The organism is Maribacter litoralis (assembly GCF_003075045.1).
GTDB classification, from domain to species: domain Bacteria; phylum Bacteroidota; class Bacteroidia; order Flavobacteriales; family Flavobacteriaceae; genus Maribacter; species Maribacter litoralis.
The window spans coordinates 511,836-538,014 of record NZ_QCZD01000003.1 but is presented as its reverse complement, the minus strand read 5'-3'; the positions used below and the strand labels follow the sequence as shown (position 1 = coordinate 538,014).

The 26,179-nt window shown below is 35.7% G+C and carries 27 protein-coding genes; 14 read left to right on the top strand and 13 right to left on the bottom strand.

The window, feature by feature from the left end:
- Positions 1 to 166: 166 nt before the first annotated feature.
- The gene (locus DCS95_RS13825) at positions 167 to 691 is read right to left on the bottom strand and encodes a CvpA family protein (RefSeq protein WP_116771373.1); all 525 of its coding nucleotides are present in this window, start codon (positions 689 to 691) and stop codon (positions 167 to 169) included.
- 78 nt (positions 692 to 769) lie between these two features.
- Here DCS95_RS13825 and DCS95_RS13820 point away from each other — a divergent pair, with 78 nt between their 5' ends.
- The 3 genes from DCS95_RS13820 to DCS95_RS13810 all read left to right on the top strand — a co-directional run bounded on the left by DCS95_RS13820 (position 770) and on the right by DCS95_RS13810 (position 4,557).
- Positions 770 to 1,126, top strand: coding sequence for a hypothetical protein (locus DCS95_RS13820; protein ID WP_116771372.1), 357 nt, complete (start codon positions 770 to 772; stop codon positions 1,124 to 1,126).
- Between the two features lie 145 nt (positions 1,127 to 1,271).
- The gene (glpK, locus tag DCS95_RS13815) at positions 1,272 to 2,762 is read left to right on the top strand and encodes a glycerol kinase GlpK (protein ID WP_116771371.1); all 1,491 of its coding nucleotides are present in this window, start codon (positions 1,272 to 1,274) and stop codon (positions 2,760 to 2,762) included.
- A gap of 127 nt (positions 2,763 to 2,889) precedes the next feature.
- Positions 2,890 to 4,557, top strand: coding sequence for a glycerol-3-phosphate dehydrogenase/oxidase (locus DCS95_RS13810; protein ID WP_116771370.1), 1,668 nt, complete (start codon positions 2,890 to 2,892; stop codon positions 4,555 to 4,557).
- Here the strand turns inward: DCS95_RS13810 and DCS95_RS13805 are convergent.
- Positions 4,554 to 5,555 carry an NAD(P)H-dependent glycerol-3-phosphate dehydrogenase gene (locus tag DCS95_RS13805; protein ID WP_116771369.1) on the bottom strand — a complete coding sequence of 334 codons (1,002 nt, stop codon included), beginning with the start codon at positions 5,553 to 5,555 and terminating at the stop codon, positions 4,554 to 4,556. The two genes, DCS95_RS13810 and DCS95_RS13805, sit on opposite strands and share 4 nt — an antisense overlap.
- A gap of 110 nt (positions 5,556 to 5,665) precedes the next feature.
- Between DCS95_RS13805 and DCS95_RS13800 the strand changes: the two genes are divergently transcribed.
- The gene (locus DCS95_RS13800; protein WP_116771368.1) at positions 5,666 to 6,583 is read left to right on the top strand and encodes a nicotinic acid mononucleotide adenyltransferase; all 918 of its coding nucleotides are present in this window, start codon (positions 5,666 to 5,668) and stop codon (positions 6,581 to 6,583) included.
- A gap of 52 nt (positions 6,584 to 6,635) precedes the next feature.
- Here DCS95_RS13800 and DCS95_RS13795 read toward each other — a convergent pair whose 3' ends face one another.
- Positions 6,636 to 7,163, bottom strand: a complete 528-nt coding sequence (locus DCS95_RS13795; protein WP_116771367.1) for a DUF421 domain-containing protein — start codon at positions 7,161 to 7,163, stop codon at positions 6,636 to 6,638.
- A gap of 117 nt (positions 7,164 to 7,280) precedes the next feature.
- Positions 7,281 to 8,129: a helix-turn-helix domain-containing protein gene (locus tag DCS95_RS13790; RefSeq protein WP_116771366.1), complete on the bottom strand. Its 849-nt coding sequence runs from the start codon at positions 8,127 to 8,129 to the stop codon at positions 7,281 to 7,283.
- 145 nt (positions 8,130 to 8,274) lie between these two features.
- On the opposite strand from DCS95_RS13790, the gene DCS95_RS13785 reads away from it, so the two are divergent.
- Positions 8,275 to 9,249, top strand: a complete 975-nt coding sequence (locus DCS95_RS13785) for a phytanoyl-CoA dioxygenase family protein (protein ID WP_116771365.1) — start codon at positions 8,275 to 8,277, stop codon at positions 9,247 to 9,249.
- Between the two features lie 82 nt (positions 9,250 to 9,331).
- Entirely contained in the window at positions 9,332 to 10,963 is a 1,632-nt protein-coding gene (locus tag DCS95_RS13780) for a SulP family inorganic anion transporter (RefSeq protein WP_116771364.1), read from the top strand.
- 23 nt (positions 10,964 to 10,986) lie between these two features.
- On the opposite strand, the gene DCS95_RS13775 is transcribed toward DCS95_RS13780, so the two are convergent.
- Complete coding sequence (locus DCS95_RS13775; protein WP_116771363.1) at positions 10,987 to 11,262, bottom strand: hypothetical protein; 276 nt, start codon at positions 11,260 to 11,262, stop codon at positions 10,987 to 10,989.
- A gap of 144 nt (positions 11,263 to 11,406) precedes the next feature.
- Here DCS95_RS13775 and DCS95_RS13770 point away from each other — a divergent pair, with 144 nt between their 5' ends.
- Positions 11,407 to 12,510 (top strand): lactonase family protein, encoded by a 1,104-nt coding sequence (locus DCS95_RS13770; protein ID WP_116771362.1) that lies wholly within the window; start codon positions 11,407 to 11,409, stop codon positions 12,508 to 12,510.
- Here the strand turns inward: DCS95_RS13770 and trxA are convergent.
- From trxA to DCS95_RS13745, 5 genes are all read right to left on the bottom strand, one after another.
- Positions 12,507 to 12,803, bottom strand: coding sequence for a thioredoxin (gene trxA, locus DCS95_RS13765; protein ID WP_116771361.1), 297 nt, complete (start codon positions 12,801 to 12,803; stop codon positions 12,507 to 12,509). The genes DCS95_RS13770 and trxA overlap by 4 nt on opposite strands.
- Before the next feature lie 42 nt (positions 12,804 to 12,845).
- On the bottom strand, positions 12,846 to 13,535 hold the full coding sequence (locus DCS95_RS13760) for a DsbA family oxidoreductase (protein ID WP_116771360.1): 690 nt from the start codon (positions 13,533 to 13,535) through the stop codon (positions 12,846 to 12,848).
- A 147-nt stretch (positions 13,536 to 13,682) separates the two neighbouring features.
- Positions 13,683 to 14,162 carry a c-type cytochrome gene (locus DCS95_RS13755; RefSeq protein WP_116771359.1) on the bottom strand — a complete coding sequence of 160 codons (480 nt, stop codon included), beginning with the start codon at positions 14,160 to 14,162 and terminating at the stop codon, positions 13,683 to 13,685.
- A 155-nt stretch (positions 14,163 to 14,317) separates the two neighbouring features.
- On the bottom strand, positions 14,318 to 15,280 hold the full coding sequence (locus DCS95_RS13750; RefSeq protein ID WP_116771358.1) for a YheT family hydrolase: 963 nt from the start codon (positions 15,278 to 15,280) through the stop codon (positions 14,318 to 14,320).
- Positions 15,281 to 15,294: 14 nt separating this feature from the next.
- On the bottom strand, positions 15,295 to 16,269 hold the full coding sequence (locus DCS95_RS13745; protein WP_116771357.1) for an NAD(P)H-dependent flavin oxidoreductase: 975 nt from the start codon (positions 16,267 to 16,269) through the stop codon (positions 15,295 to 15,297).
- A gap of 121 nt (positions 16,270 to 16,390) precedes the next feature.
- Between DCS95_RS13745 and DCS95_RS13740 the strand changes: the two genes are divergently transcribed.
- Positions 16,391 to 16,864 (top strand): acyl-CoA thioesterase, encoded by a 474-nt coding sequence (locus DCS95_RS13740; RefSeq protein WP_116771721.1) that lies wholly within the window; start codon positions 16,391 to 16,393, stop codon positions 16,862 to 16,864.
- A 110-nt stretch (positions 16,865 to 16,974) separates the two neighbouring features.
- Positions 16,975 to 17,592 carry a GntR family transcriptional regulator gene (locus tag DCS95_RS13735; RefSeq protein WP_116771356.1) on the top strand — a complete coding sequence of 206 codons (618 nt, stop codon included), beginning with the start codon at positions 16,975 to 16,977 and terminating at the stop codon, positions 17,590 to 17,592.
- Here DCS95_RS13735 and DCS95_RS13730 read toward each other — a convergent pair.
- Both DCS95_RS13730 and DCS95_RS13725 read right to left on the bottom strand, forming a co-directional pair.
- Positions 17,589 to 18,491 carry a DMT family transporter gene (locus DCS95_RS13730; RefSeq protein WP_116771355.1) on the bottom strand — a complete coding sequence of 301 codons (903 nt, stop codon included), beginning with the start codon at positions 18,489 to 18,491 and terminating at the stop codon, positions 17,589 to 17,591. The two genes, DCS95_RS13735 and DCS95_RS13730, sit on opposite strands and share 4 nt — an antisense overlap.
- Positions 18,488 to 18,841 (bottom strand): arsenate reductase family protein, encoded by a 354-nt coding sequence (locus DCS95_RS13725; RefSeq protein WP_116771720.1) that lies wholly within the window; start codon positions 18,839 to 18,841, stop codon positions 18,488 to 18,490. Before DCS95_RS13725 ends, DCS95_RS13730 begins: the two co-directional genes overlap by 4 nt.
- Before the next feature lie 135 nt (positions 18,842 to 18,976).
- On the opposite strand from DCS95_RS13725, the gene DCS95_RS13720 reads away from it, so the two are divergent.
- Positions 18,977 to 19,438 (top strand): DinB family protein, encoded by a 462-nt coding sequence (locus DCS95_RS13720; RefSeq protein ID WP_116771354.1) that lies wholly within the window; start codon positions 18,977 to 18,979, stop codon positions 19,436 to 19,438.
- On the opposite strand, the gene DCS95_RS13715 is transcribed toward DCS95_RS13720, so the two are convergent.
- Positions 19,435 to 20,178: a DUF3298 and DUF4163 domain-containing protein gene (locus tag DCS95_RS13715; protein WP_116771353.1), complete on the bottom strand. Its 744-nt coding sequence runs from the start codon at positions 20,176 to 20,178 to the stop codon at positions 19,435 to 19,437. The genes DCS95_RS13720 and DCS95_RS13715 overlap by 4 nt on opposite strands.
- An 84-nt stretch (positions 20,179 to 20,262) precedes the next feature.
- Here DCS95_RS13715 and DCS95_RS13710 point away from each other — a divergent pair, with 84 nt between their 5' ends.
- From DCS95_RS13710 to DCS95_RS13695, 4 genes are all read left to right on the top strand, one after another.
- Positions 20,263 to 21,417 (top strand): cystathionine gamma-synthase, encoded by a 1,155-nt coding sequence (locus DCS95_RS13710; RefSeq protein ID WP_116771352.1) that lies wholly within the window; start codon positions 20,263 to 20,265, stop codon positions 21,415 to 21,417.
- A 159-nt stretch (positions 21,418 to 21,576) separates the two neighbouring features.
- Positions 21,577 to 22,920 (top strand): NADP-specific glutamate dehydrogenase, encoded by a 1,344-nt coding sequence (gdhA, locus tag DCS95_RS13705; RefSeq protein WP_116771351.1) that lies wholly within the window; start codon positions 21,577 to 21,579, stop codon positions 22,918 to 22,920.
- A 126-nt stretch (positions 22,921 to 23,046) separates the two neighbouring features.
- Complete coding sequence (gene recO / locus DCS95_RS13700) at positions 23,047 to 23,775, top strand: DNA repair protein RecO (protein ID WP_116771350.1); 729 nt, start codon at positions 23,047 to 23,049, stop codon at positions 23,773 to 23,775.
- The gene (locus tag DCS95_RS13695) at positions 23,768 to 26,179 is read left to right on the top strand and encodes a TonB-dependent receptor (protein ID WP_244178458.1); all 2,412 of its coding nucleotides are present in this window, start codon (positions 23,768 to 23,770) and stop codon (positions 26,177 to 26,179) included. Before recO ends, DCS95_RS13695 begins: the two co-directional genes overlap by 8 nt.

The window sequence follows — 26,179 nt, the reverse complement described above, 5'->3', positions numbered from 1 at the left end:
TCGGCGTAGCGAAGTAGGTAAGATAATACGAGAATGTTCTAAGTTCTCTTTTTTCTCGATTTGGGTTATCGATATAGTAATATTAAATAAAAATAAATTGCAGGGCATCAACCAAGTCGCTTATTCGATAAAGTGTATAATATGTAAGATTATTGAACGATGAAAATTATATAGTCATCGATTCGTCTGATGACTCTTCTGGTAGTACTTCGGTCTTTAGAACCGTATCGAAAATTAAAGCCCCAATATCTTTTATTGGTTGGTAAAGAATAGATTCTTTTTTAGTTTCTACGGATAGAATGCTAAAGGTAGCATCCATTCGATCAAAAAATATAAATGCTGCCCCTAAAAGAATAGCCACTTTCAAGGTGCCAAAAATTCCACCTGCAATTTTGTTCAACCATCCTAGCATGGCAAAATTGGCAACTTTGGTCAATAATTTACCTGCTAAGTTCACCACTATAATTATAAGGACCAAAGTGATAATAAAAGCAATGATACTCATATTTCGCTCATTCCAATTTAAGTGTTCAGACAAATAATTACCAGTGATATATGAAAAATGAATAGCTCCGAAAATACCCGCTATTAAAGCAACAATAGAGGCGATTTCCATAAAAAGACCATTTTTATACCCTTTCCACAGACCCCATATTAAAGGTAATCCCAGTAAAATATCTAAAAGTCCCATTCACAAAGTGTTTTAACAAATATAGAACTTTGATTTGTACCTTTGCAAAGTCTAAATTATAGTAGATTGTAGGATGTTATGGCAAGGGATACACAATTAAAAGAACGTTGGGATTATTTGGTTGAAAAACTATCTGAAAAATTTTCTGATGGCGACCCTTTAGAGCTAGATGCTATTATTTATTTAGTAGGCGTTCAAGAGTTAGGGCAGTATCATAGAAAGTATAAGAAAGACGATAAGTTAGACCTTATGCATATTGCCATTTGCCGTTTGTTAGAACCTTACGGTTTTTATGAATTTAGCTTTTTTGATGAAGATGGCTGGCCGCATTACAATGTGTTAGAGGAACTACCTTCTCTAAAAGCTGGTGAGCAAACTGTGCTCATGAAAGAAGCCATTGTCTCTTACTTCTTGGAAAAAGAATTTATAAAGTAATTACTACGCAATTCTATTAGGTAAAAGAGCTTCCTAAGGTGTACAGGTAGAGAAATTATCTTGAATAGAAATATACTTGGTCCATTAGATTTTTGATGTTTGAATTGGGTTTTAAATCTGCTATATTTAAAGAAAACTCAAGCACATGTCAAGGCAATTTATAATATCGTTAGATCAAGGTACTACAAGCTCTAGGGCTTTATTGGTAGACCATGATGGAACCATTAATGGAATGGTTCAGAAAGAATTTAAACAAATTTTTCCAAAATCGGGGTGGGTAGAACATGATCCAAAAGAGATTTTGTCGACTCAAATGGCAGTTTTGGAAGAGCTCCTTAAAAAAGAGAAGGTAAAACCTTCGGAAATTGTTGGTATTGGAATCACCAACCAAAGGGAAACTACTGTGGTTTGGGACAATAATACTGGCGAACCCGTTTATAATGCCATTGTCTGGCAAGATAAACGTACAGCGGATATTTGCCAACATCTTAAAAAGAGCGGACTTACAGAGCATGTAAAGAAAACTACAGGGTTGGTTATAGATTCCTATTTTTCTGGGACTAAGGTAAAGTGGATATTGGACAATGTAGAAGGTGCAAAACATAAGGCAGAGGCAGGCGATCTCTTAATGGGAACCATAGATACCTGGTTGGTTTGGAATATGACCAATGGCCATAAGCATGTAACGGATTATACCAATGTATCGCGTACCATGATCTATGACATCGTAAACCTTGTATGGGACGATAAAATGTTAAAGGTGTTGGGCATACCTAAAACTATGCTACCAGAAGTAAAGCCGTCATCGGCACATTTTGGGGATTTTGAAATAGAGGGAGTAAAAATACCCATAGCTGGTATTGCAGGTGATCAACAAGCGGCGTTGTTCGGTCAGGCATGCTTCAAAAAAGGGTCGGCAAAAAACACATATGGTACCGGTTGTTTCATGCTGATGAATACGGGCGAGAACCCTCAATTTTCAAAAAATGGTCTTTTAACCACAATAGCCTATGGATTGGACGGTAAAGTGTATTATGCACTTGAAGGCAGTATATTTATTGCCGGTGCCGCTATACAATGGCTACGCGATGGTTTAGAACTTATTGAAGAAGCAAAGGAGACCGAAGAATTGGCAAACTCTATCGAAGGTGAAAATCCGGTGTATGTCGTACCCGCATTTGCAGGACTTGGAGCACCATATTGGGATATGTATGCCAGGGGAGCGGTATTTGGCTTAACAAGGGATACCGGTAAAGCACATTTGGCAAAGGCAACTTTAGAGGCACTCGCATACCAAACAAAAGATATCTTAAAGGCAATGGAAGATGATTCTGGTATTCAACTCAAAAATTTAAGAGTAGATGGTGGTGCTTGTGCAAATGATCATTTAATGCAATTTCAAGCCGATATTCTAGATTCTGAAGTACACCGTCCAGAAATAATCGAATCTACCGCAATGGGTGCGGCATTCTTAGCCGGAATACATGTTGGGTTCTGGAAACAATCTGATATTGATGAAACCCGACCCATGAATAAAATTTTTAAGCCAACGTTTGATCGCGTAAAAAGAAAGCGCTTGTACAAAAAGTGGCAAAAAGCTGTAGAACGTACAAAGGGCTGGGAAGACGAAGAGTAAATACACATTGATTTTACAATTAATTAATTCTTTAGAGCATAAAATAGGATTCCCGTCATACTATCTTTGATTTTTTGTCATGACTTTTAGAGTAAGTCCGGTCTACTAATTCAAATACATACTACCTATGGAAAATATAAAATTTACAAATTTAGAACGTCAAAAGACAATAGGTAATCTAGCATCTGAAGAATTTGACCTAGTAGTGATCGGTGGTGGTATTACAGGCGGGGGTATTGCATTAGATGCTGCATCGCGTGGTTTAAAGGTGGTGCTTTTAGAAAAAGGAGATTTTGCTTCGGGTACCAGTAGTAAATCTACTAAATTGATACATGGCGGACTCCGATATTTGAAACAGTTCGATTTTTGGTTGGTAAAAGAAGTGGGCTCTGAGCGTGCCATAGTACATAAATTGGCTCCTCATTTGGTCTTGCCCGAGAAAATGTTATTGCCTTTAATTGAAAATGGTTCTTACGGTAAATGGTTAACATCCATAGGGCTTAAGGTTTATGATATTCTAGCACAAGTATCTGGCGATGATAAGCGAAAAATGTTGGAGAAAAAGGAAGCCATGAAATTGGAGCCTTTACTGCCAAAAAAAATATTGAACGGAGCAGGTTATTATGCTGAATATAGAACAGATGATGCCCGTTTAACCATTGAAAATATCAAAACGAGTTTATTGTTCGGCGCACAGGCACTCAATTATGCAAAGGTTAAAGACTTTGTGTACGATAATGAAAAAGTTGCCGGGGTAAAAGCTATTGACGCACTTACCGGAAATGAATTTACAATTAAATCTAAATACGTAATTAGTGCTGCCGGACCTTGGGTAGATGAGCTTAGAAGTTTAAATAATTCTAAAAAGGGAAAACAACTTCATTTAACAAAAGGAGTGCATTTAGTATTTCCATTTGAAAAACTACCAGTAAAACAATCAGTCTATTTTGATATACCGGATGGTAGAATGATGTTCGCTATTCCCAGAGGAAAAATTACGTACGTAGGTACTACCGATACCAATTATAATGATAATAAAGACCATGTAAGAACAGATCTTGCAGATGCAATTTATTTGATTTCTGCGGTAAATAATATGTTTCCTGATATTCATTTAGAATTAGATGATATTGTTTCATCATGGGCCGGTTTACGACCACTGATTCATGAGGAAGGTAAGTCGGCATCAGAACTATCTAGAAAAGACGAAATCTTTGTTTCGGATACGGGATTAATAAGTATAGCAGGCGGTAAGTTAACAGGTTACCGAAAAATGGCGGAAAGAGTCGTAGATCGTATTTCCAAAAGAATGGAAGAAGACTATAATACGCAATTAAAAGAATGTTTTACCGAGAAAATTTTTCTATGCGGAAATGTTGATTTTAAAAAATTCAAGCACGTAAAAAAATACATCAACGAGATTTATGATCGAATAAAAATAGACGGTTTCACCAAACATGATGCCTGGTTTTTGGTTACCAATTATGGGAAACAGACAGAAAAGATTTTGGAAACATACGCTACTATCGTTGAAGCGGATAAATACATTCGTTTGGCAAAGGCAGAATTGTCATTTGCTATTGATTATGAAATGGTGCAGACCCCAATGGATTTCTTTATAAGAAGAACCGGCAGGTTATATTTTGATATCGATAGTGTAAAAATACTAATGGAACCTTTGCTAAAAGAGTTCAAAAACAAGTTTGGCACCTCAGACCTAATAGTAGAAGAATGGCGAGCTACATTACTAGCGGAAATCAAAGAACACTCAGATTTCTCTTTAGAAAGAGGTTAATCGAGCTTTTCGGTTAGGTCTAGAAATACCTTTTTTGGATTCTTGTTTTCGTAAAGCACCTTATAAACAGCATCAATTATAGGGGTTTTTACCTTTTTGGTAAAGTTCTCCTTTATGTTATAGGCACTTTTGGCGGCGTAATATCCTTCGGCTATCATACTCATTTCCATTTGTGCACTTTTTACTGTGTACCCTTTTCCTATCATATTACCGAACATTCTATTACGGCTAAAAATTGAATATCCCGTTACTAGTAAATCGCCTAAATAGGCAGATTTGTTAATGTTTCGGTCTAGGTTATGAATACGCTTGGTGTAGCGCTTCATTTCACGAATGGCATTACTCATTAGAACACTCTGAAAGTTGTCGCCATATCCCAACCCATGGGCAATACCAGCTGCAATGGCATAAATATTTTTAAGCATGGCAGCATATTCAGTTCCTATTATGTCTTTACTGATGCTCGTTTTGATGTATGCGCATGCCAAATTTTGGGCAACCAATTCTGCTTTTTCGGTATCTGCACAGGCAATGGTCAAATAAGAAAGTCGTTCCATAGCAACTTCTTCAGCATGGCAAGGACCGGTAATTACTCCAATATTTTCAAAAGGTATTGCATGTAATTCATTAAAATGTTCACCAACAATTAGTCCAGATTCCGGTACAATACCTTTAATCGCAGAGAAAATGGTTTTCTCCTGTAAAGACGCTGTAAGGTGCTTCAATTCAGTTACTAAAAAAGCGGAAGGGATCGCAAAAATTAAAACATCGGCATAGTTAACAGCTTCATTTATATCATTGGTCAAAACCAATTGTTCTGGTTTAAATTCTACCGAGGTAAGATAATTAGGGTTGTGTTTTTGAGATTTTATATGTTCGATTGCATCGGCATTTCTCATATACCAGCCTACCTGTTCTTGGTTGTTGGTCAGCATTTTAACAATCGCCGTAGCCCAACTTCCACCACCTAAAACCGCAAATTTAGCATCCTTGTTCATACTGCAAATTTACCAATAATTTATATGAGGGTTAAACACTTGGTATGAGTCTTAAGTAAATTTTGGCATAGAGATTGTTTCTAGGTTAATAATCAATTAAACGAAATCATATGAAAACGATAAAACTACTTACAGGATATTTTCTTTTGGCCACATTGTTGGTTTCTTGTTACGCAGAGGTAATTATTGAAGATGATTTTATAGAGCAATCTGCTTTCAATACAGATCAAGTATTACAAAGCTATGATCTATGGTATGTAGATATTAATGCAACCCGTGGTAATGGTGAAGTACCTTTTTTACAAAGGGCGTTTACTGTTTCTTTTGATAGAGGAGTTTTGTATGCGAACAATAATATAGTTGGCATTGGTAAAACTGGAGGTGGTTATGGTATAGATGTAGGAACATATGGTACCCTAAGGGGTACGGTAGATATTGATCATGATATTGATGGGTCTTGGTTTTTAGAGGTGTATGCCGTAAATAATAATACCATTGAGTTGTACGATGCCAGTACCGATACTTCTTATTATTTAAAAGGATACAGGATCAATAACTTTGATTATGATATGGTGTTCTATGACAATATCAATTACTTCTTACAGGAATATGACGCTTGGGAGAAAATATATACAAGTAATGCCGGAGCTATAAACGATTTTGATAATGAGAATTATTTACAGTTTTTGCCCAATTACTTTAGGTCATCATTAGATGCACCTAATACCAATGTCTCCAATTTACGTTGGGATTTTGAAGGAGATTACCAAGTGTATAATGTGCAGGGAGATAACTCTTTAAAAACCCTGACTTTAGATTATGACTTTTTTGGTAATGATTACTTTGAGTTATATGTAATTAATGATAGCACAATAGAATTATATCACCCAGATAGTGGTACTACCTATGAGTTTAAAGGAAGAGGTTATATTGAATATTTAAAATCCGATAGCGGATATGATGAAAGTAAAAAAAGAAGTAAAACTTCTAACCCTACCATGAACGTAGAACGAAAGAAAGCAAAATAGTTTTTAGGTTGATTGTCTTAAGAATGCCCAATTCAAATGAAGAGGGCATTTTTTATGCTTCGGTTTTAACATCTTCCATAATTACAGAATCAATAGCAATTGCTTTGTTGGTGTGTAATACAGAAATATCTCCTGTTGTTTCAAATATTACAGCCTTTACTTGAGATAACTGCAGAACGTTTGCTTCTCGTAATTTTCCCATTAAATCCGCTTGGCTTATTAGTGCTTTCTTTAGATTTTCTTTTAAGATATTTCCGTTTTCCATAAGAAGAATAGGAGTGTTGGTAACCACTTTTTGTGTAGCATCAGAGCTTGATAATAATTTGGCGAACAAGGCTTGTAGCCCAGCCAATATAGCTAAAGAAACTAATGCGGGCATCAAACTATCTACGGGTTTATTAACGGCATCTGCCAATATAGAACCCATGGCAATGGTTACTGCAAAATCAAAACTAGTCATTTTTGCAAATGTTCTCTTGCCGGTAACTCGGGTAATGAACATCATGTATAAATAAACAAAAACTGCAGCAACACAAATTTGTAATACGGTTTTAACTGAAAGTGGATCGAATATTTCCATTGAATTGGTTTTAGAGGTTAACACTATACACTTTAATTTGCGTATGTATTATGTACCACTAAAGGTAATGGGTCAATGATCCATATGTTTACTCTTTACGGTAGAATACTACTTCATTTAATTGCGCTGCAGTCTCTTTTTGAACGCCGATGGATTCTCGCCTGTAACCTTCTTAAAAGTTCTGTTGAAATAAGACAAACTTTCAAATCCGCATTCAAAACATGTTTCGCTAACATTTTTACCTGTTAATAATAAACGTTTAGATTGGCTTATTCTATATTGATTTAAAAATTCTATAAACGTGCTTCCAGTCGCTTTTTTAAAGTAACGGCAAAAAGCGGGCTTTGTTAAATTGCAAAATTTAGCGACTTCGTCAACAGATATTTTACCTTGGTAGCGGTCATCTATTAAAGCGTAAATATCACGAATTCTACTTTGTTCCTTTTTACTATATCTATTTTTGTATGGCTTTTTATGAAGTAATTCAAATTCATTACTTTGAGATAACCTTTTAAGAATACTCATGATCGCCATAAAATATTCAAAAGGTTTTAGTGTGTGCAGTTCTTTTAATAAAGTACCCACCACTTTTTTTGTTTCACCGTGAAAAGCAATACCGTATCTAGATAAATCCAATAATCTGTTCAGACTCTGTAGCTCAGGTAAAGGGTCTACAAAAGTGTTCTTAAAACTGGGTTTTATATGTAGAACTTCTTCACGGTAATCTGTTTTTACACCATAATCAAAATTAAGATGGGGAATGTTGGAGCCTATCAATACAAGATCGGTTTCTTCGTACTCCGAAATATGATCGCCAACATGCCTAGTGCCATTTGCTCCTTCAATATAAACCAACTCATACTCTGGGTGAAAATGCCAATAAAATAAATGGCTCAACTTGGGGTCATGTAATAATCTGAACGGACTTTTAGATGCGGGGTCAATGGTTTCTAATTCAATCTTCATGGTTTAAATGTAACAAAATTGCGTAATAATTGAATGCTAAGTAGCTGTGAAATCAATATTGTTCAAATTTAGGTCAATATTACGGTAGCTCAAATTGCTTATCCTCAGTAGTTTTATCACATTCAACAACTTAAATTTAGATATCATGCAACAAGTAAATGAAAAAGTAGAACAAGGTAATACGGCTCATAAAGAAATACCTGGCAACCCATCAACGGCAACAAGTAGTAAACAAAAATTGAATGACCGATCTAATGGGGAACCACTTCGTGTACTCAGCGAAGAAGATTGGAATTTTTGGGTAGAAAATGGTTATATCGTCATTAAAAATGCAGTGCCTTTAGAGCAGGCAAAAGCTACGGCCGATTTTCTTTGGGAGTTTGATGAAAAGGACCCTAAAGATAAGTCAACATGGTATGCACCCGCCCGGGCAGAAATGCAAATGAAAGAACTTACCGGCACCGGTATGGTTGAGGTGTATAACAACCAACATTTATGGAACAACAGACAAACTCAAAAAGTGTACGATGCTTTTGTTGATGTTTGGGGTACAGAAAAATTATGGGTAACCATTGATCGAGCCAACCTGAATTTTCCATTACCAGAAGGGTCTAATAAAAAAGGTTTTATCCATTGGGATTATGACCCTGAGACCAAGCCGCAAAATGTACAGGGCGTATTGGCGTTGGCAGATCAAGATGATGAGGATATGGGCGGATTTCAATGTATACCATGGTTATATAGAAATTATGATTCTTGGAAATTGACGCAACCGGATGACCGTGATCGTTTTCAGCCATCATTAGATGGATTAGAAGATAAAATTGTAAAAGTGAAAATGAAGGCTGGCGATTTATTGATTTTCAATAGTACCGAACCTCATGGCATAAGACCCAATAAATCAAAGGATAAAGTTAGGATTGCGCAGTACATTTCAATGATGCCTGCCGAACCAGAAAATGAATCGCTCAAAAATTGGAGAGTAAACTCATGGAAGAATAGAATTGCACCAGAAGGTTATGCATTTCCCGGAGATCCAAGAAAATGGGAGCAAACAAAATATGATACTGCTAAATTAACACCGTTAGGAGAGAAGTTATTGGGATTAAAGGGTTGGTAAACAGATAATTTGGTAATATTTAGCCGGATTTTGGTGAGGGCGGTAAATATGACTTATTTTTGCGCCCTTTAAATCACAGAGCATGCAGAAGTACCTCAATATTTTCGATTTTAAACAGAAAGTAGATTACAAGAATGAAATTTTAGCAGGGTTAACGGTTGCAATGACAATGATACCAGAATCATTGATGTTCGCAATTTTAGCAGGCTTTTCACCATTAGTTGGTTTATATGGTGCTTTTATCATGGGCTTGGTTACCTCTATTTTTGGTGGTAGACCAGGTTTAATTTCTGGTGGGGCTGGGGCAACTGTGGTTGTATTAATGGCGTTAATGAGCTCTCACGGTCTAGAATATGTTTTTGCGGCAGTTGCTTTGGCTGGTGTTATTCAAATGATAATAGGGTTTTTAAAGCTCGGTAAATTTATACGTTTGGTTCCGCAGCCCGTAATGTTCGGCTTTGTAAATGGTTTGGCCATTATTATTTTTATGGCTCAAATGGACCAGTTTAAGGTTGGAGTGGGAGATGCTGCCGTTTGGCTTACAGGCCCTGCAATGTATACGATGCTAGGCTTGGTGTTGTTTACGGTGGCAATAATCGTTTTTGTACCTAAAGTAACCAAAGCGGTACCAGCTTCTTTAATAGGCATAATCGTAGTTTTTTTAATAGTATATATTTTTAATATCGACACCAAACAAGTTGTAGATATTATTAATCAAGATACCTTACCAGGTGAAGAACTTAAATCACTTAGTGGTACTTTACCTTCTTTTCATATTCCACAAATACCATTCACTTTTGAAGACTTTAAAGTTATTTTGCCTTACGGGTTGATTATGGCAGCTGTTGGTTTAACAGAAGGGCTGCTTACGTTGAACTTGGTAGATGAAATTACCGGTACAAAAGGAAATAGTAACAGAGAGTGTGTAGCACAAGGGGGAGCCAATATATTAAATGGTTTGTTTGGCGGTATGGGTGGTTGCCCAATGATCGCACAAACATTAGTAAACCTATCTGCCGGTTCAAGGGCTAGGTTGTCTGGTATAATCGCTTCACTGACCATATTGATGATCATACTGTTCGGTGCACCTGTAATTGAACTTGTTCCCATAGCTGCATTGGTTGGGGTTATGGTAATGGTTTCCGTAGGTACTTTTGAGTGGGCTAGTTTTAAGGCATTAAGAAGAATGCCCAAACCAGATATTTTCGTAATGATATTGGTTACGCTTATAACTGTGTTTTTACACAATTTGGCTTTAGCTGTATTAATAGGGGTTATAATTTCAGCTTTGGTATTTGCTTGGGAAAGTGCCAAAAGAATTAGAGCAAGAAAACATATAGATGAGAACGGAGTTAAGCATTATGAGATTTACGGACCTTTGTTTTTTGGTTCTACCACACTATTTAATGAGAAATTTGATATTCAAGGCGATCCAGAAGAAGTTATTATTGATTTCAAGGAAAGCCGAGTTGCCGATATGAGTGGTATTGAAGCTTTAAACAAAATTACGGAGCGTTATGCAAAAGTGGGTAAAAAAGTACATTTACGTCATTTAAGTAAAGATAGTATTAGCTTACTTGAAAATGCAGATGATATTATTGAAGTAAATGTAATGGAAGATCCAACTTACAAGGTTATGGTGGATAAATCTCGTACTAAATCAAAAGATAAGGATCCTGAAACTAAAAACCCTTTTAAATTGTGGGGCTTATAACTGGCTTCATTTTGTATTAGGTTTTACCCATAATAGTAAATGGCATAAAATGTACCCAAAACTATTGCAAAAGAAATGATGTAGATTATTATTTCTTGTAGGCTATCTTTTTTTGCTTGTGCTCTAATTTTATCACGTACAATTTTACGCTCAACATCGGTGAGTTCCTTAAAATGTAATTTGGTAGCTTTTGTATAGTCCAAATAATCTTTACGTAATTCTTTAAAGCTTCTACTTTTCTTAAGTAATGCCCTGTTCGCTTTAATTACCTTCATTGGTTGTCCTCCGTATCCCATCATCTTTTCTTTCTTATATGTAGTGAATATTCCGTTTTTGTTACATATAATTGAATTTATTTTAATGTTTTGTCTATTCTTTTATATTTTTGATAATTTTAAATAAGGTTTTACTCTTTGCATTTTTAGAGGTAAGAATAGTAGTGTATGAAATATAGATTTGGGTTTTTATTTGTGATTATAGGGTTGATTTTTATGAATAGCTGTAAGATGGAAGACGTTAAAAAGAAAGAAGTTCTCTTTGTGGGTACCTATACGGATAACGGAAGTGAAGGAATATATAAGTTCGATTTTAATACCGATACCGGTGAATTGGAGGGAAGAACTGTAGCCGCTAAAATTAAAAATCCGTCATATTTAGCGTTTTCGCCAGATGGGAGTTCATTGTATGCGGTAAGTGAAATTGATAATTATAAAAATGACGATGGTTCCATTACCACTTATAGTATAAAAGACACCTCTTTAATCAAGCTAGGAGAACAATCTACATATGGTGCCAACCCATGTTATGTTGGTGTTAGTGATAACGGTAATTTAGTGGCTGTAGCAAATTATACAGGAGGTAATGTTGCTGTTTATAATACAGAAGAAAATGGAAATCTAAATGCAAAGCCTCAAGTCATAGACCATAAAAATCTTGATTCTATCAAACAAGCACATGCCCATATGGCATCCTTTTTAAATGGGGAATTGTTAGTTTCTGATTTAGGGTTGGATAGAATTAAAAAATACAGTGAATTAGAGGAGAGTTTTAAACCTAGCAAGCAAAAGGAGTTGGTACTAGCTGAAGGGGCTGGGCCAAGGCACTTTGTAACTGCACAGAATCGTAATTTTCTTTATGTAATCAATGAGTTGAATTCAACCATAACTGTGTTTAATAAAGATGAAGGGCATTATGTTGAATTAGAAAACTATAAAACGGTAGATACCGATTTTGAAGGAGAAAGTTATTGTGCAGATATTCATTTGTCACCCGATGGTAAATTTCTTTACGGCACAAATAGAGGTGAAAATACTGTGGTAATTTTTAAAGTGGACGATTCTAACGGAAAATTAGAATTGGTGGGTAGAGAATCGGTTAAAGGCGATTGGCCAAGAAATTTCACTATAGACCCTACGGGAAATTATGTACTGGTAGCAAATCAACGTAGCAACAACATTGTTGTTTTTAAAAGAGATGAGCGTAATGGTACGCTACATTTTGTAAGCCAGGTTGATTTGCCCAGTCCTGTGTGTTTAAAATTCTATTAGTGAGATTTTATAACCTGTAGTATGTCATTCTTTGGTACTACTCCAGATTGCCTCCAAACTTGTTTTCCGTCTTTGAATAGAATCATGGTGGGCACACCCCTTACTTGAAATTGAGATGCTAAAGTTTGATTTTTATCCACATCGATTTTTACAACTTTGATTGCATCGCCCAAATCGCCCTTTACATCTTTTAAAATAGGGGCTAGTGTTTTACATGGACCACACCAATCGGCAAAAAAATCTACTAATACGGGAGTTTCCCCTTTTATAATATCAGAAAATGATGCTTTCATAGCTTTAAATTTAATTTTAAAATAACGTTTGTGTTCATTTAATTAGCAAATTCCGGTAGTAGGGTCGCAACTATCGCCATTGGCTATAATTTTTAAAGGTGCTACTTGTTTAAACGCTTCTAAAAATGCCTCTGGAGGTTGCGCACCACTTATGCCATATTTATCATTGATGATAAAGAAAGGTACGCTATTTACACCGCGCTGTTGGTAATGTGCAATTTCTTGTTTAACTGCATAAGCGATACGGTCATCATTAATTATTTTTTGTGTTTTCTCAGCAGACCAATCGTACTCTGTCATAATGGTTTGTAATACAGTGACATCGTTTAGGTGTAGATTTTCATCAAAATAAGCCTTCATTAAACGTTCTTTTAAGGCATCTTTGAAACCCTCCTCTCCTGCAACATGTAAAAGTTGGTGTAGAGGCAAGGTGTTAACTGCCAACCACTCTTTTCCAAAGTTGAAATTAATACCTTCATCTTTACCACTTTCTTCTAATCGCTTTGTCATTTCTAGTGGTCCGTCTACGCTTCCAAATTTATTGGTGAGATATGTATCTCTATCCAACCCTTCCTTTGGTATATTTGGGTCTAATTGAAATGGATGCCATTCAATTTCTATTTCGGTTCCGTCCCATGCACCTATGGCTTTTTCCAATCTTTTCTTACCGACATAACACCATGGACAAGCAACATCAGAAACTATATCTATTTTTATTTTATCGTTTTTCATTTATCAATCTTTAAAATTCTATAGTTATTTGGTCGTAAAAAGAACAAAAAATTTACAAATGAACCTCTATTGAAAGTATGTTCAAAAATGAAGACCCTTTCATAATTATGAAAGGGTCTTCGATATAAATAAGGTTGGCGTTTTAAGTTACAGCGTACGTAAGTATTCTGCTAAGTTACGAGCCTCTTCTTCTTTTAAATTTTGATTAAGCATAATTGCATTGTTGTATTCTTTCAATAATGCTTTGGCAATTGGGTCTTCCTTTAACATCTTATCAGGATTTAAAATCATGTTCATAACCCATTCTGGACTTCTACGTTCGTAAACCCCTTTAAGTGCAGGACCGATCATACGTTGCTCTGCCATATGGCAAGCCGTACAAATAGCCTCAAATTTTTCTTTACCTGCAGCAGCCATTTCTTCGTTTACAGTATCGTCAAAAGTAACACTGGTTATAGGGCCAACTCCTTTATTGTCTAAATCAACAGGCACGCCTTCACTTGCTGTTTCTTTTTTCGTTTCTTTTTTGGTTCTGTTCATTTCAAAACCTTCTTTTTTCTCTTCCTTCTTTTCACCACAACTCATTATCATGGAGCCAAGAACTAATAAAGTGAATAATTTGCGCATACGTTTACTAAGTTTTAAGTGTTGTCTGTAATTTGAGCGACTAATATATGAATTTTTACGTGTCTCAGTACCTTTTAGGGCAGATGTATGCTTGTTTTTAATCAATAAATTTAACGGGATAACAATTTAATATAGTCTTATGATATTTTGAGGTATTAGACAATGTTATCTAAGAATTCTAAAGTGCGCTTTTCTGTGAAGGTAAAATTATTCTCACCATAAAAACCAACATGTCCGCCATATTTTGGTAACTCTAGATATAGGTTTTTATGCTTCTGTGCTATATCAACAGGGTAACATTCTTTACCTAGAAAAGAATCGTTAAGGGCATTGATTATAAGCGTAGGTACTTCAATGTATTCTAAAAATTGCAAGCTGCTGCTTTGTGAATAATAGTCCATAGCATCTTTGAAACCATGTGCTTTACTAGTATAGATATCATCAAAATCTTTAAGTGTTTTAATATTTTCGATATCGTTGTCTAAAATCAACTCGGGGTAGAGCTGTTGTTTCAATCTTAATTTTTCAATCAGGTTACCTTTAAACCTTTTCGCGTATAATGCATTCTTGAACTGTAGTAATTGTTCAAGAGAATCTGCCAATTGGCATGGTACCGATATTGCTACGGCACCTTTAATTTCGCTAGGAATCTCTCTTTGTTCTCCTAGGTACTTTAGTAAAAGATTGCCACCAAGGCTAAAGCCATGAAGATAGATGTTTTCATATTTAGCCAATTGTAAAATATATGTTATGACCGATGCTAAATCATCTGTAGCACCAGAATGGTAAGAGCGATACAATTTGTTTGCTTCGCCACTACAACCTCTTAAATTAATAGCGCATACATCATAACCGGCTTCAGATAATATTTTGGCACTACCTCTTATGTACGCTCTTTTAGAGCTTCCTTCCAAACCATGTATTATAATTACCAGTTTTTTTGAATCGGTGGAAGCATAACTCCAATCGAGATCTAAGAAATCTGAATCTGCTAATGTAATGCGTGTTCGTATTTGCTCTACGCCATGTACTTTTCTAATTAACCCTGCATATATTGTCGATAGGTGTCCGTTCTTAAAAAATAATGGTGGATTATATGAAGAATCTACTAAGGGCATTTTAAGCTAAGGTTTTACTTAGGGTAGGTTTCCAAAACTTTTATCTGCTCTTCAATAGCATCTCTAAATTCTGTTTTAAGATCGCTAACCAATTCAGAAACAGAAGTTGTACTATCTATAAGCGCAGAGCCTTGACCTGCGGACCATATGGTTTTCCATGCCTTTGCCTCTGTATCCAATTCTTTGCCAAAATCGATTTTCACATCTTTTTTAAGGTCCTCTTCGGTAATACCTGCAGCTTTTAAACTTGCCGCTAAAAAATTGGCATGTACACCAGAGATAGAAGCAGTATACACGACATCGCTTGCACCGGCTTCAATAATCATTTTACGATATTCCGGTGTTGCTTTACTTTCGTCTGTATTAATAAAACGAGTACCCATATAGGCAAGATCTGCACCCATTTGTAAGGCAGATGCGATATCTCTACCGGTACTAATACAACCGGAAAGAAGAATGGTATTATGGAAAAATTTCTTTATTTCGGCAACGAAAGGCATTGGGTTTAAAGTACCGGCATGGCCACCTGCACCAGCAGCTACCAGTATTAAGCCATCTACACCGGCTTCGGCTGCTTTTTGTGCGTGTCGTTTTTTAATAACATCATGAAATACCAAACCACCATAACTATGAATAGCATCTACAACTTGCGAAACAGCACCTAAGGAAGTTATGATCAATGGAACCTGATGTTTTACACATAGTTTAATATCGGCTTCTAATCTAGGGTTTGTAGGATGTACAATTAAGTTGACGCCAAAAGGAGCAGCTTTTTTTCCTGTTTCCTCTTCAAAAGATTTTAAAGCAGATTTAATTTCTATTAGCCACTCTTCAAAACCTTCACTTGTTCTTTGATTTAATGCGGGGAAAGTACCAACTATTCCGTTTTTACAACATTCAATGACCAATTGAGGTCCAGAAATTAAAAACATTGGTGCTGCAATCGCAGGTAATGACAATTCTTTTATGAAACCGGGCTTATTAGACATATCTATATGATTTAGAACGTGATTTAAAAATAACGATAAAAAACGGTGTTCTTTATTTCTTAGGAATCAAAACTATGTTATTTTTATGAAGTATTATGCATGCATAGCAAAAAATATAGATATGTACTTTAAAGATTTTGAAATTAGGTGGAGTGATGTAGATGCAAACAGGCATTTAGCAAATTCGGCATATATTAATTTTATGAGTCATACTCGTATGGCTTTTTTAATTGAGCAAGGCTTTGATCACAAGACCATGGCAACCCACGAAATAGGACCGGTAGTATTTTATGAGCACGTGTATTATTTTAAGGAAGCTTTTCCGGGGAAGCCTATAAAAGTATCTTTAGAAATAATGGGTTTAAGCGAAGATGGCAAGTTCTTTGAATTTCATCATAATTTTTATAATCACAAAGGTGAGAATATAGCAAGGTGTGAAATGATGGGTGCATGGATAGACTTGAAAACAAGAAAACTTACTGGATTAACCGAAGAGTTGTTAAATCGATTCAGTGAGATAGAAAAAGGAGAACATTTTAAAGTACTAACAAAAGAAGATTCAAGGAGGTTCTTGAAAATTCCTAAAAATTTATAGGATTTTCAAGGTTAAATACCTTATTTTTAATTGACCAAAACAATTACAGTGAAGTCCCCCCTTATGAGCTGTAGTTTTATAAATGAACCAATAATTACCTATTTTACTTTATGGTTAGCCTACCAGAAGAAATATTTCAAGAAACATACGGGAGGGTAAAAAAGTTGATCGTTACCAAAAAGCTAATACCTGGTCAATTAATAACCGAGCATAGGCTATCTCATACTTTAAATATTAAAGACGATACTATACCGGTAGTGTTGTTACAATTACAGCAAGAGAGTTTGTTGGTGGGGAATTTAGACAACGGTCTTTCTGTTAGAGAGTTGTGTGAACAAGAAATTGCAGAAATGTTCGATTGCCGTATAGCAATAGAATCTATGACCGTAAAACTATTTACACAAAATGCCCCGCAATCTAAAATTGATGATTTAAGAAATTTGTTGGTTCCCTTTGAAAAAGGACCGCAAAATGCGTACGTTTTTTATAAAATTGATAGGTATTTTCATGAGTTTATTGCTAAAAATTGTGGTAATAGAACCTTGTATCAGTTGTTTAAATCTGCCAAAATTCTACCTTTTATGGATTTAGTAGGGTTAAATAGACCCTTAAATTCAATCATGCAAGAGCATTTAGATATTGTATCTGCCATGCATCAAAGAGATGAGGAAAGAGCGGTAAAGAAAATAACCATTCACTTAGAAAATGCTAAGAGGTCACACCTTTAATTCTCCTGAAGTTGTTTTTTAGGTTTTTTACTAGAAAGGTAAACCCCAAGTAAAACAAAACAAGCAGCTACTATTTTTACAGTGGTAATGGTGTCTTGCCCAGTAAGAACTGCATAGGCAATACCTACCAATGGTTGTACGTAAACAAAAGCACTTAGGGTCGATGCTTTTAGCTGTGTTAATGCAAAAATATTGAAAAGGTAAGTGCAAAAAGTTGTACCTAAAATCACAAATCCTATACCAAAATAAGCTTCAAAAGGTAATGTGCTCCATGAAATTTCCATGAACTCTTCATATCCAAAAGGTAGGCAAATTAGTACGCCTAACGAGAACAACCATTTCATAAAAGTGAACGGATGATATTTGCTAATAAGTACTTTTACCAAAACAAGGTAAGACCCGTAAAACATCGAGTTCATAAAAATTAAAAAATTGCCTAAAGGTATATTAGGGGCATCTTGTCTAACTTCAGTAGCAAAGAGAATAAGGCCTAGGGCACCCAGTAATCCTATTACGATACCAATAACTTTTCTAGCGGATATTTTTTCCTTTAAAATTACAGCCGATAAAATAAGAACTATGATTGGTGTGGTGGTAATCAATACCGAGCTGTTGATCGGTGTAGAAAGTGATAGTCCCTTAAAAAAAACTAACATATTCATTGCCATGCCAAGCAGGGCACAGATCAGCATACGTACATAATCTTTAGGGTCTATTCGTTCTTTTGGACCTAAAGGGGAAATCAGCCAAAATAGAATGGCGGCACCAAGAACTCTTATGATAATAAAACCAAAAGGTTGCACATAATGGGGCATGACCCCTTTTGCAATAGTATGGTTCAATGCATAAATGATCGTCGCGCCTATGGCTGCAAATATAGCTAGTAATCGACTGCTCACGAATGTATTGCCTTTTTAGCGGCTTCAACCACTTTTTTACTGTTGCCAATAAAAATTTGGTCATTTACAATAATCACTGGTCTTTTTAAAAAGGTGTATTGCTCAAGAATTAAATCTTTAAAATCATCTTCTGTAAGATTTTGTTCTTTGAGATTACGCTCACGGTACAAAACAGCCCTTTTGCTAAATAACGCTTCATAACTATTAGATAGGCTGTGCATTTCTTCTAATTGAGAAGTTGTAATAGGCTCGCTTTTAATATCCTGCAATTCAAAATCGGTAAGTGGTTGTAAATCTTTAATAATTCGTTGACAGGTAGAGCAAGAACTTAGGTGGTAAATTTTTTTCATCGGCATAGATACTTCAATAGGTACTGTTTCTCCATAATAGAGATAAAACACTTTTTTTAATGACGGCTTTAGTACTACAAAGAAACCTAAATAACATTAATTGTGCTATTTTTACAAGGCTTTAAATGTGAAAAGATGACAGAGAATATTTTTCAGGTAATGTTGCAGAATCGTCGAAACCTACATGCAATATTGACAAAAACATCAAAAGATAAATTATTAAAAATACCTCAGGGCTTTAATAACAATGTGTATTGGAATATTGCCCATACAATAATTACCCAACAGCTTTTAGTGTATAAATTCAGTGGGCTACAAATGCGTGTGCCAGATAATTTAGTGGATAAGTTTAAAAAAGGTACGGTGCCCGACGGTACAGCTTCTGATGAAGAAATGATGGTAATAGCCGATTTTTTGATATCTACAGCAGAATGGCTCATAGAAGATTATGAAACGAATCTTTTTCAAACATTTAACGAGTATACCACTAGCGCTAAGGTTACGCTTAAAAATGTTGATGATGCCATTGCTTTTAACCTATTTCACGAAGGTTTGCACATTGGGCAAATTGCATTGTTATTAAAACAATTAGCTTAAGGCTTCTTAGGATATTTTAGAAAAGGGTTTGCTTCTTTATATGGAATGGTCAAGGTAATAGGTCCATCTGCAAAAGAAGCAATTTCGTAGGGTTCATAAAACAATAGCAATCCGTTTTCGGTATAACCAATATTACTAGGCAAATAAAATAGTTCGTTCTCGAACATAAAACCGGTACTGTTTATTGAATTGTTTGCAGGTATATTTTCTTGTTGACGAAATTGAGACTCCGCAAAAAGCGTAAAATCATTTAAATTATTGAATAGGTTTTCTTGGTAGAGCTCAATCCCTTTAAGTTTATCGAAATTTAGAAATCTGTTAGTGCCATAACCATGTGCGCCACCCGTGAAAATGTAAGAAGCAAGTTTAATGGTTATTAGCTCATCGTTTTCAAAAGAAATAGAGCCTTCAACAGATGCCTCCCATGGTATTGATTCTTCTATAAATTTATTGCTGAGTACTTCATGATCATTTAAAAAAGCATCCTTTGCCTCCTCTAGATTTTTGGCGTTGCTTTCTTCATCAAAATTAAGAAGAGCTATAATTTCACCTTCCAAGGCAGAATTTATAGTTGCACTCAGTTTGGTTTTCCCCGTTGCCTTTGGAATATCTATTTGAACCGAAGTACAATTTTCGCAGGCTTCAGTTTGAACGGAGAGCGGTTCAAATGATAATGAATTTTTATTGTTGCAGCTAATTAATAGAACGGTAAGGAATAAAAAGGTAAGCTTTGATTTCATGTATGGGATAGATTTAATGTAAAAATACATCATCATTGTATTCCCCAAAAGATAACAATACATTTGTATGGCAAATACTGTATTATGGCTGCCAAAGACTTAAAGTTTAACACCAAGACCATACACGGTGGTCAAAAATCAGATGAAGCTTACGGTGCTGTAATGCCTCCTATTTATCAAACCTCCACATATGCACAGACTACACCTGGTGGTCATAATGGGTATGAATATTCTAGAAGTGCAAACCCCACAAGAACAGCCTTAGAAGATTCATTGGCAAGTATTGAGTGTGGCACATACGGTTTGGCATTTGGTAGTGGTATGGCGGCAATAGACGCTGTTCTTAAATTATTGGAACCAGGTGATGAAGTCATTTCTACAAATGACCTTTATGGTGGTTCATATAGAATTTTTAAACGGGTATTTGAAAAGTTTGGAATAGTTTTTCATTTTGTTGGAATGCAAGGAGCAGATGCCGTTAAGGAAAAAATCAATTCGAAAACCAAATTGATTTGGGTAGAGACACCTACAAATCCAATGATGAACATTATAGATATAAAGGCTATTTCGGCATTAACTATAGGAAATGATATTTTATTGGCGGTAGATAACACCTTTGCGACACCTTATTTGCAACAGCCATTAAATTTGGGTGCTGATATTGTAATGCATTCGGCAACAAAATATCTCGGAGGGCACAGTGATTCGGTTGTAGGAGGATTGGTTGTAAAGGATAAAGAATTGGCGAACAGATTGTACTTTATTCAAAATGCGAGCGGTGCCGTTTGTGGGCCAATGGACAGTTTTCTAGTTTTAAGAGGAATAAAAACATTACACGTTCGTATGCAGCGACATTGTGAAAATGGTAGGGCTATTGCCGAATATTTGAACAATAACCCAAAAATTGAAAAGGTGTATTGGCCAGGTTTTGAGGATCATCCTAACCACATGGTGGCAAAAGAGCAGATGAAAGATTTTGGAGGTATGATTTCTTTTGTTCCTAAAGGAGGTAATTACGAAGAAGCTATCAGAATTGTGGAGAAGCTACGGGTATTTACTTTAGCTGAGTCATTAGGAGGTGTAGAAAGTCTAGTTGGGCACCCCGCAAGTATGTCGCATGCAAGTATTCCAAAAAAAGATCGACTTAAGAGTGGTATTGTAGACGAATTAATACGATTAAGCGTTGGTATAGAAGATATTGATGATTTGATTGCAGATCTAGATCAAGCGATAGCATAATGGCCCAAATGTTAAATTAAATGTAGTAAGTAAGGGTGATTTGTTGTCAAAACAACAATTTTTGTCAATTTTTAAAAAATTAAGCCATCAAATTACACAAATAGCATAATTTTGGCGTTATATTTTGAAATCAATAATTTAATAAGTTCAAATAGCTTTATGGAAAATAAAATTAAAGCATTTATGGATGAGGTAATTGCCAGAAATGGACATGAGCCAGAATTCATACAAGCGGTTCAAGAAGTTGCTGAAACTGTAATACCATATATTGCGAAGCACGAAATATATAATGGTAAGAACATTCTTTTAAGAATGGTAGAACCAGAGCGTTTAGTATCGTTTAGGGTGGCATGGGTAGATGATGACGGAGAGATACATGTTAACCGTGGATATAGAATTCAGATGAATTCAGCAATTGGACCATATAAAGGTGGTTTACGTTTTCATCCAACGGTAAATGCTAGTATTCTTAAGTTCTTGGCATTTGAACAAGTATTTAAAAATAGCCTTACAACATTGCCGATGGGTGGTGGTAAAGGTGGTTCTGATTTTGACCCTAAAGGAAAATCTGATGACGAGGTAATGCGTTTTTGTCATGCCTTTATGTTAGAATTAAATAGACACATTGGTCCAAATACCGATGTACCTGCCGGAGATATAGGTGTTGGTGCTCGTGAAATTGGTTTCCTTTTTGGCATGTACAAAAAGATACGTAACGAGTTTACCGGTGTATTAACTGGTAAAGGACTTTCTTGGGGTGGTTCTAAAATAAGACCGGAAGCTACAGGTTATGGTACCGTATATTTTGCACAAAGCATGTTAAAGACCAAAAATGAAAGTTTTGATGGTAAAACTGTAGTAATTTCTGGATCGGGTAACGTAGCTCAATATGCGGCTGAAAAAGCAATATTATTAGGCGCTAAAGTGGTAACACTTTCAGATTCTAGTGGGTACGTTTATGATAAAGATGGTTTAAACGACGAAAAACTAGCTTTTGTAATGGACCTTAAGAACAACAGAAGAGGGCGTATTTCTGAATATGTTAAGCAATACCCTTCGGCTGAATTTCACCAAGGCAAAACACCATGGGAAGTAAAATGTGATATCGCATTGCCTTGTGCTACCCAAAATGAATTGGATCAAAACGATGCAAAACTATTATTGAGAAATGGTTGTATGTGTGTTGCCGAAGGTGCAAACATGCCTTGTAACGCAGATGCCGTACATGAATTCAATAATGCAAAAATATTGTTTGCACCTGGTAAAGCTTCAAATGCTGGTGGTGTTGCAACATCTGGTTTAGAAATGTCACAGAATTCATTAAGAATAAGCTGGACACGTGAAGAGGTAGATGAGCGTTTAAAGGATATTATGGAAGACATTCATGATTCTTGTATAGAATTTGGTAAAGAAGAAGACGGTTTCTGTAACTACGTAAAGGGAGCAAATATTGCTGGTTTCGTAAAAGTAGCAGACGCCATGTTGGCTCAAGGGGTCATCTAATACTTTAGATTTTACCTAAAGCATATAGTTATATAATGCGAGGACCTATTTTTGGTTCTCGCATTTTTTTTATCCCTTAATCGCCAAAATACAATCAACTATCTTTGTTTAAATAGATTGATCAATATGCAGGTAACCACCAAGGCAATAGTATTTTCTGCAATAAAATATGGCGATACCAGTCTTATCGTTAAGGCTTTTACTGCTTCAGACGGAATTAAATCATATTTATTAAGAGGTGTTCTTTCCTCTAAGAAGGGGAAATTAAAGACTGCCTATTTTCAACCTTTGACACAGCTCGAAATTGTTGCCAATCATAAAAATAAAGGTAGTTTAGAGACACTTAAAGAAGCTAAGGTTTTTTATCATTATCAAACGTTGTATGCAGACATGGCCAAAAATGCTATGACTTTATTTTTAGCTGAATTGTTGGGGAATAGCATACGAGAAGAAGAAAAGAACGAAGATTTGTTCGAATATTTAGAAGCCTCTTTGCAATGGTTGGATATGCACAAAAATGTGGCGAACTTTCATTTGTATTTTATGCTATCGCTTACCAGGTTTTTGGGTTTCTATCCAGATGTCTATCAAATAGATAAACCGTATTTTGATTTGTTGGAGGGTGAATTTGCCGAAAAAGAATCGCTAAATCCCAATCTTAAGGGTGAAAATATTTATTACTTAAAATGCTTCTTAGGCACAAATTTTGATGCAATTCATACCATAAAAATGAACAAAACCAATCGACAAGAACTACTAAAATCCTTAATACTTTACTTTGAATTACATTTACAGGGATTTAGAAAACCGAAGTCGCTTGCCGTTTTAAATGAAGTATTTAATACGTATGTCTAAGTATCTAGTTATTGCACTTTTATTGTTTAGTTGTTTTGGTAATGCACAAAATATAACCGTTTTAGATGGAGACAGTGCTGAAGAAGTTTCCAATGTTGCCGTATTTAATAAAGATAAGTCAAAGATTGCCTTGACCGATTTTGATGGGGTATTCAATGCTTCGGTATTTGGTTATAAAGAACGTATAACGTTAAAGCATGTTGGTTATCAAGAGTTCAACACCACAAAACAGCAGCTACAACGACAAGGGAATAAAGTGTACTTGGTTATGAAGGCCCAAGAATTAGATGAAGTGGTAATGTCCGTTTCTAAATGGGAGCAGCAAAAGAGGGATATTCCCAATAAAATTATCTCATTAGATGCACGTTCCATTGCATTTACTACGCCGCAAACTTCTGCAGATTTACTTCAAAACAGCGGTAAGGTATTTGTACAAAAAAGTCAGTTAGGTGGTGGTAGCCCAATGATTAGGGGTTTTGCTACTAATCGATTGTTATTGTCTGTTGATGGTGTTAGAATGAACAATGCTATTTTTAGAGGAGGTAATGTGCAAAATGTAATTTCAATAGATCCCTACACCATTAAGAATACCGAAGTTATTTTTGGGCCGGGTTCCGTTATTTATGGTAGTGACGCTATTGGAGGCGTAATGAATTTTTATACGAATAAGCCTATGTTGTCGCAAAACGATAGCCTTAGGATCAACGGTAGTGCCAACTATAGATTCTCATCTGCAAATAGTGAGAATACGGTTCATGCTGATGTTAATTTGGGAAAGAAAAAATGGGCATCGCTTACAAGTATGACATATAATAACTTTCAAGATCTAAGAATGGGTTCTCACGGACCGGATTCTTATTTGAGAAATAATTATGTGCAAACCGTTAACGGAGTAGATGAGGTGGTTGATAATGGCAATCCAAAAAAACAGGTGACCACAGGTTATGACCAAATAAACCTTATGCAAAAAATATTGTTCAAGCCTAATTCTAAATGGGATTTGAACTTAGGAGCGTATTATAGTGAAACATCAAATTATTCTAGATATGACCGTTTAATTAGACCGTCGAGTGACGGTATAGGGTTACGTTCTGCAGAATGGTACTATGGTCCTCAAAAGTGGTTTATGGGAAATGTACAATTGCTCAATAAGGGTAGTGGTAAGGTCTATGATGGTTTAAAATTAGGTATGGCATACCAATTTTTTGAAGAGAGTAGAATCAACAGGGATTTTCAAGATGAGATCCGAAATACCACAAAAGAAAAAGTAGACGCTTTCAATGTTAATTTGGATTTTGAGAACAAAAAAATTGGTGATTTTAAACTGTACTATGGTAGTGAATATATTTACAATAAGGTAAGGTCCAATGGTTATGATCTTAATATTAATACCAATGAAAAAACCGATGCAGCATCGAGATACCCAAATGGGTCGTCATGGCAAAGTTTGGCGGGCTATGTAAATGGTGAATATAAGGCAAAACCCAATTTCACTTTAATGTCCGGTTTACGATACAGTCATGTTTGGGTAGATGCTGTTTTTGACGATACATTTTACGATTTTCCTTTCGACAAGGCAGATATAAGCACAGGTGCATTGACCGGTAGTATTGGTTTCAGTTGGTTTCCAAGAGCGAATCTTCAGGTAACCTTAAATGGCTCCACAGGTTTTAGGGCTCCTAATATTGATGATGTTGGTAAAATATTTGATTCTGAACCAGGTTCTGTGGTGGTGCCTAATCCAGATTTAGAACCAGAATATGCGTATAATGGGGAAATAGGTGTTCAGCGAAATATTAATGACAGGGTTATTCTGAAAGGAGCCGCCTATTATACGTATTTGGTTGATGCTTTGGTGAGAAGAGATTTTAGTTATAACGGTGTTTCAGAAATTGAATACGGCGGGGAGTTGAGTAACGTACAGGCAATTCAAAATGCGGCTAAAGCTTATGTATATGGTTTTGAGTTTGGTTTGGAGGCATACTTGACCGATCATTGGTCATTATCTTCTAATCTGACCTTAACGGAAGGTATAGAAGAGGAAGATGATGGTACTGAAACTGCTGCAAGACACGCTGCACCAACTTTTGGAGATTTTCATTTGGTATGGAAAAACCAGAAAATCAAAACCGACCTATTCGTCAATTATAACGGAGAGGTGGGCTATGATGATTTGGCAATGTCTGAACAGGAAAAGGATTATATATATGCAGTTGACGAAAATGGGAATCCGTTTTCACCATCATGGTACACGTTAAATTTTCGTTCGCAGTATGATGTTTCTAGAAGTATTAAACTAACGGGTAACGTAGAGAATCTTACAGACCAACGGTATAGAACATATTCGTCGGGTATTGTGGCACCTGGTATAAACGTTATTCTTGGTCTAGGCTATTATTTTTAA

Coding starts and splice junctions, on each gene's coding strand:
- recO (WP_116771350.1), top strand. CDS start 23,047: ATGCAGGTAACCACCAAGGCAATAGTATTTTCTGCAATAAAATATGGC.
- trxA (WP_116771361.1), bottom strand. CDS start 12,803: ATGAAAGCATCATTTTCTGATATTATAAAAGGGGAAACTCCCGTATTA.
- DCS95_RS13770 (WP_116771362.1), top strand. CDS start 11,407: ATGAAATATAGATTTGGGTTTTTATTTGTGATTATAGGGTTGATTTTT.
- gdhA (WP_116771351.1), top strand. CDS start 21,577: ATGGAAAATAAAATTAAAGCATTTATGGATGAGGTAATTGCCAGAAAT.
- DCS95_RS13745 (WP_116771357.1), bottom strand. CDS start 16,269: ATGTCTAATAAGCCCGGTTTCATAAAAGAATTGTCATTACCTGCGATT.
- DCS95_RS13810 (WP_116771370.1), top strand. CDS start 2,890: ATGGAAAATATAAAATTTACAAATTTAGAACGTCAAAAGACAATAGGT.
- DCS95_RS13760 (WP_116771360.1), bottom strand. CDS start 13,535: ATGAAAAACGATAAAATAAAAATAGATATAGTTTCTGATGTTGCTTGT.
- glpK (WP_116771371.1), top strand. CDS start 1,272: ATGTCAAGGCAATTTATAATATCGTTAGATCAAGGTACTACAAGCTCT.
- DCS95_RS13795 (WP_116771367.1), bottom strand. CDS start 7,163: ATGGAAATATTCGATCCACTTTCAGTTAAAACCGTATTACAAATTTGT.
- DCS95_RS13780 (WP_116771364.1), top strand. CDS start 9,332: ATGCAGAAGTACCTCAATATTTTCGATTTTAAACAGAAAGTAGATTAC.
- DCS95_RS13725 (WP_116771720.1), bottom strand. CDS start 18,841: ATGAAAAAAATTTACCACCTAAGTTCTTGCTCTACCTGTCAACGAATT.
- DCS95_RS13750 (WP_116771358.1), bottom strand. CDS start 15,280: ATGCCCTTAGTAGATTCTTCATATAATCCACCATTATTTTTTAAGAAC.
- DCS95_RS13785 (WP_116771365.1), top strand. CDS start 8,275: ATGCAACAAGTAAATGAAAAAGTAGAACAAGGTAATACGGCTCATAAA.
- DCS95_RS13695 (WP_244178458.1), top strand. CDS start 23,768: ATGTCTAAGTATCTAGTTATTGCACTTTTATTGTTTAGTTGTTTTGGT.
- DCS95_RS13805 (WP_116771369.1), bottom strand. CDS start 5,555: ATGAACAAGGATGCTAAATTTGCGGTTTTAGGTGGTGGAAGTTGGGCT.
- DCS95_RS13720 (WP_116771354.1), top strand. CDS start 18,977: ATGACAGAGAATATTTTTCAGGTAATGTTGCAGAATCGTCGAAACCTA.
- DCS95_RS13800 (WP_116771368.1), top strand. CDS start 5,666: ATGAAAACGATAAAACTACTTACAGGATATTTTCTTTTGGCCACATTG.
- DCS95_RS13755 (WP_116771359.1), bottom strand. CDS start 14,162: ATGCGCAAATTATTCACTTTATTAGTTCTTGGCTCCATGATAATGAGT.
- DCS95_RS13735 (WP_116771356.1), top strand. CDS start 16,975: ATGGTTAGCCTACCAGAAGAAATATTTCAAGAAACATACGGGAGGGTA.
- DCS95_RS13715 (WP_116771353.1), bottom strand. CDS start 20,178: ATGAAATCAAAGCTTACCTTTTTATTCCTTACCGTTCTATTAATTAGC.
- DCS95_RS13820 (WP_116771372.1), top strand. CDS start 770: ATGGCAAGGGATACACAATTAAAAGAACGTTGGGATTATTTGGTTGAA.
- DCS95_RS13775 (WP_116771363.1), bottom strand. CDS start 11,262: ATGATGGGATACGGAGGACAACCAATGAAGGTAATTAAAGCGAACAGG.
- DCS95_RS13790 (WP_116771366.1), bottom strand. CDS start 8,129: ATGAAGATTGAATTAGAAACCATTGACCCCGCATCTAAAAGTCCGTTC.
- DCS95_RS13740 (WP_116771721.1), top strand. CDS start 16,391: ATGTACTTTAAAGATTTTGAAATTAGGTGGAGTGATGTAGATGCAAAC.
- DCS95_RS13710 (WP_116771352.1), top strand. CDS start 20,263: ATGGCTGCCAAAGACTTAAAGTTTAACACCAAGACCATACACGGTGGT.
- DCS95_RS13825 (WP_116771373.1), bottom strand. CDS start 691: ATGGGACTTTTAGATATTTTACTGGGATTACCTTTAATATGGGGTCTG.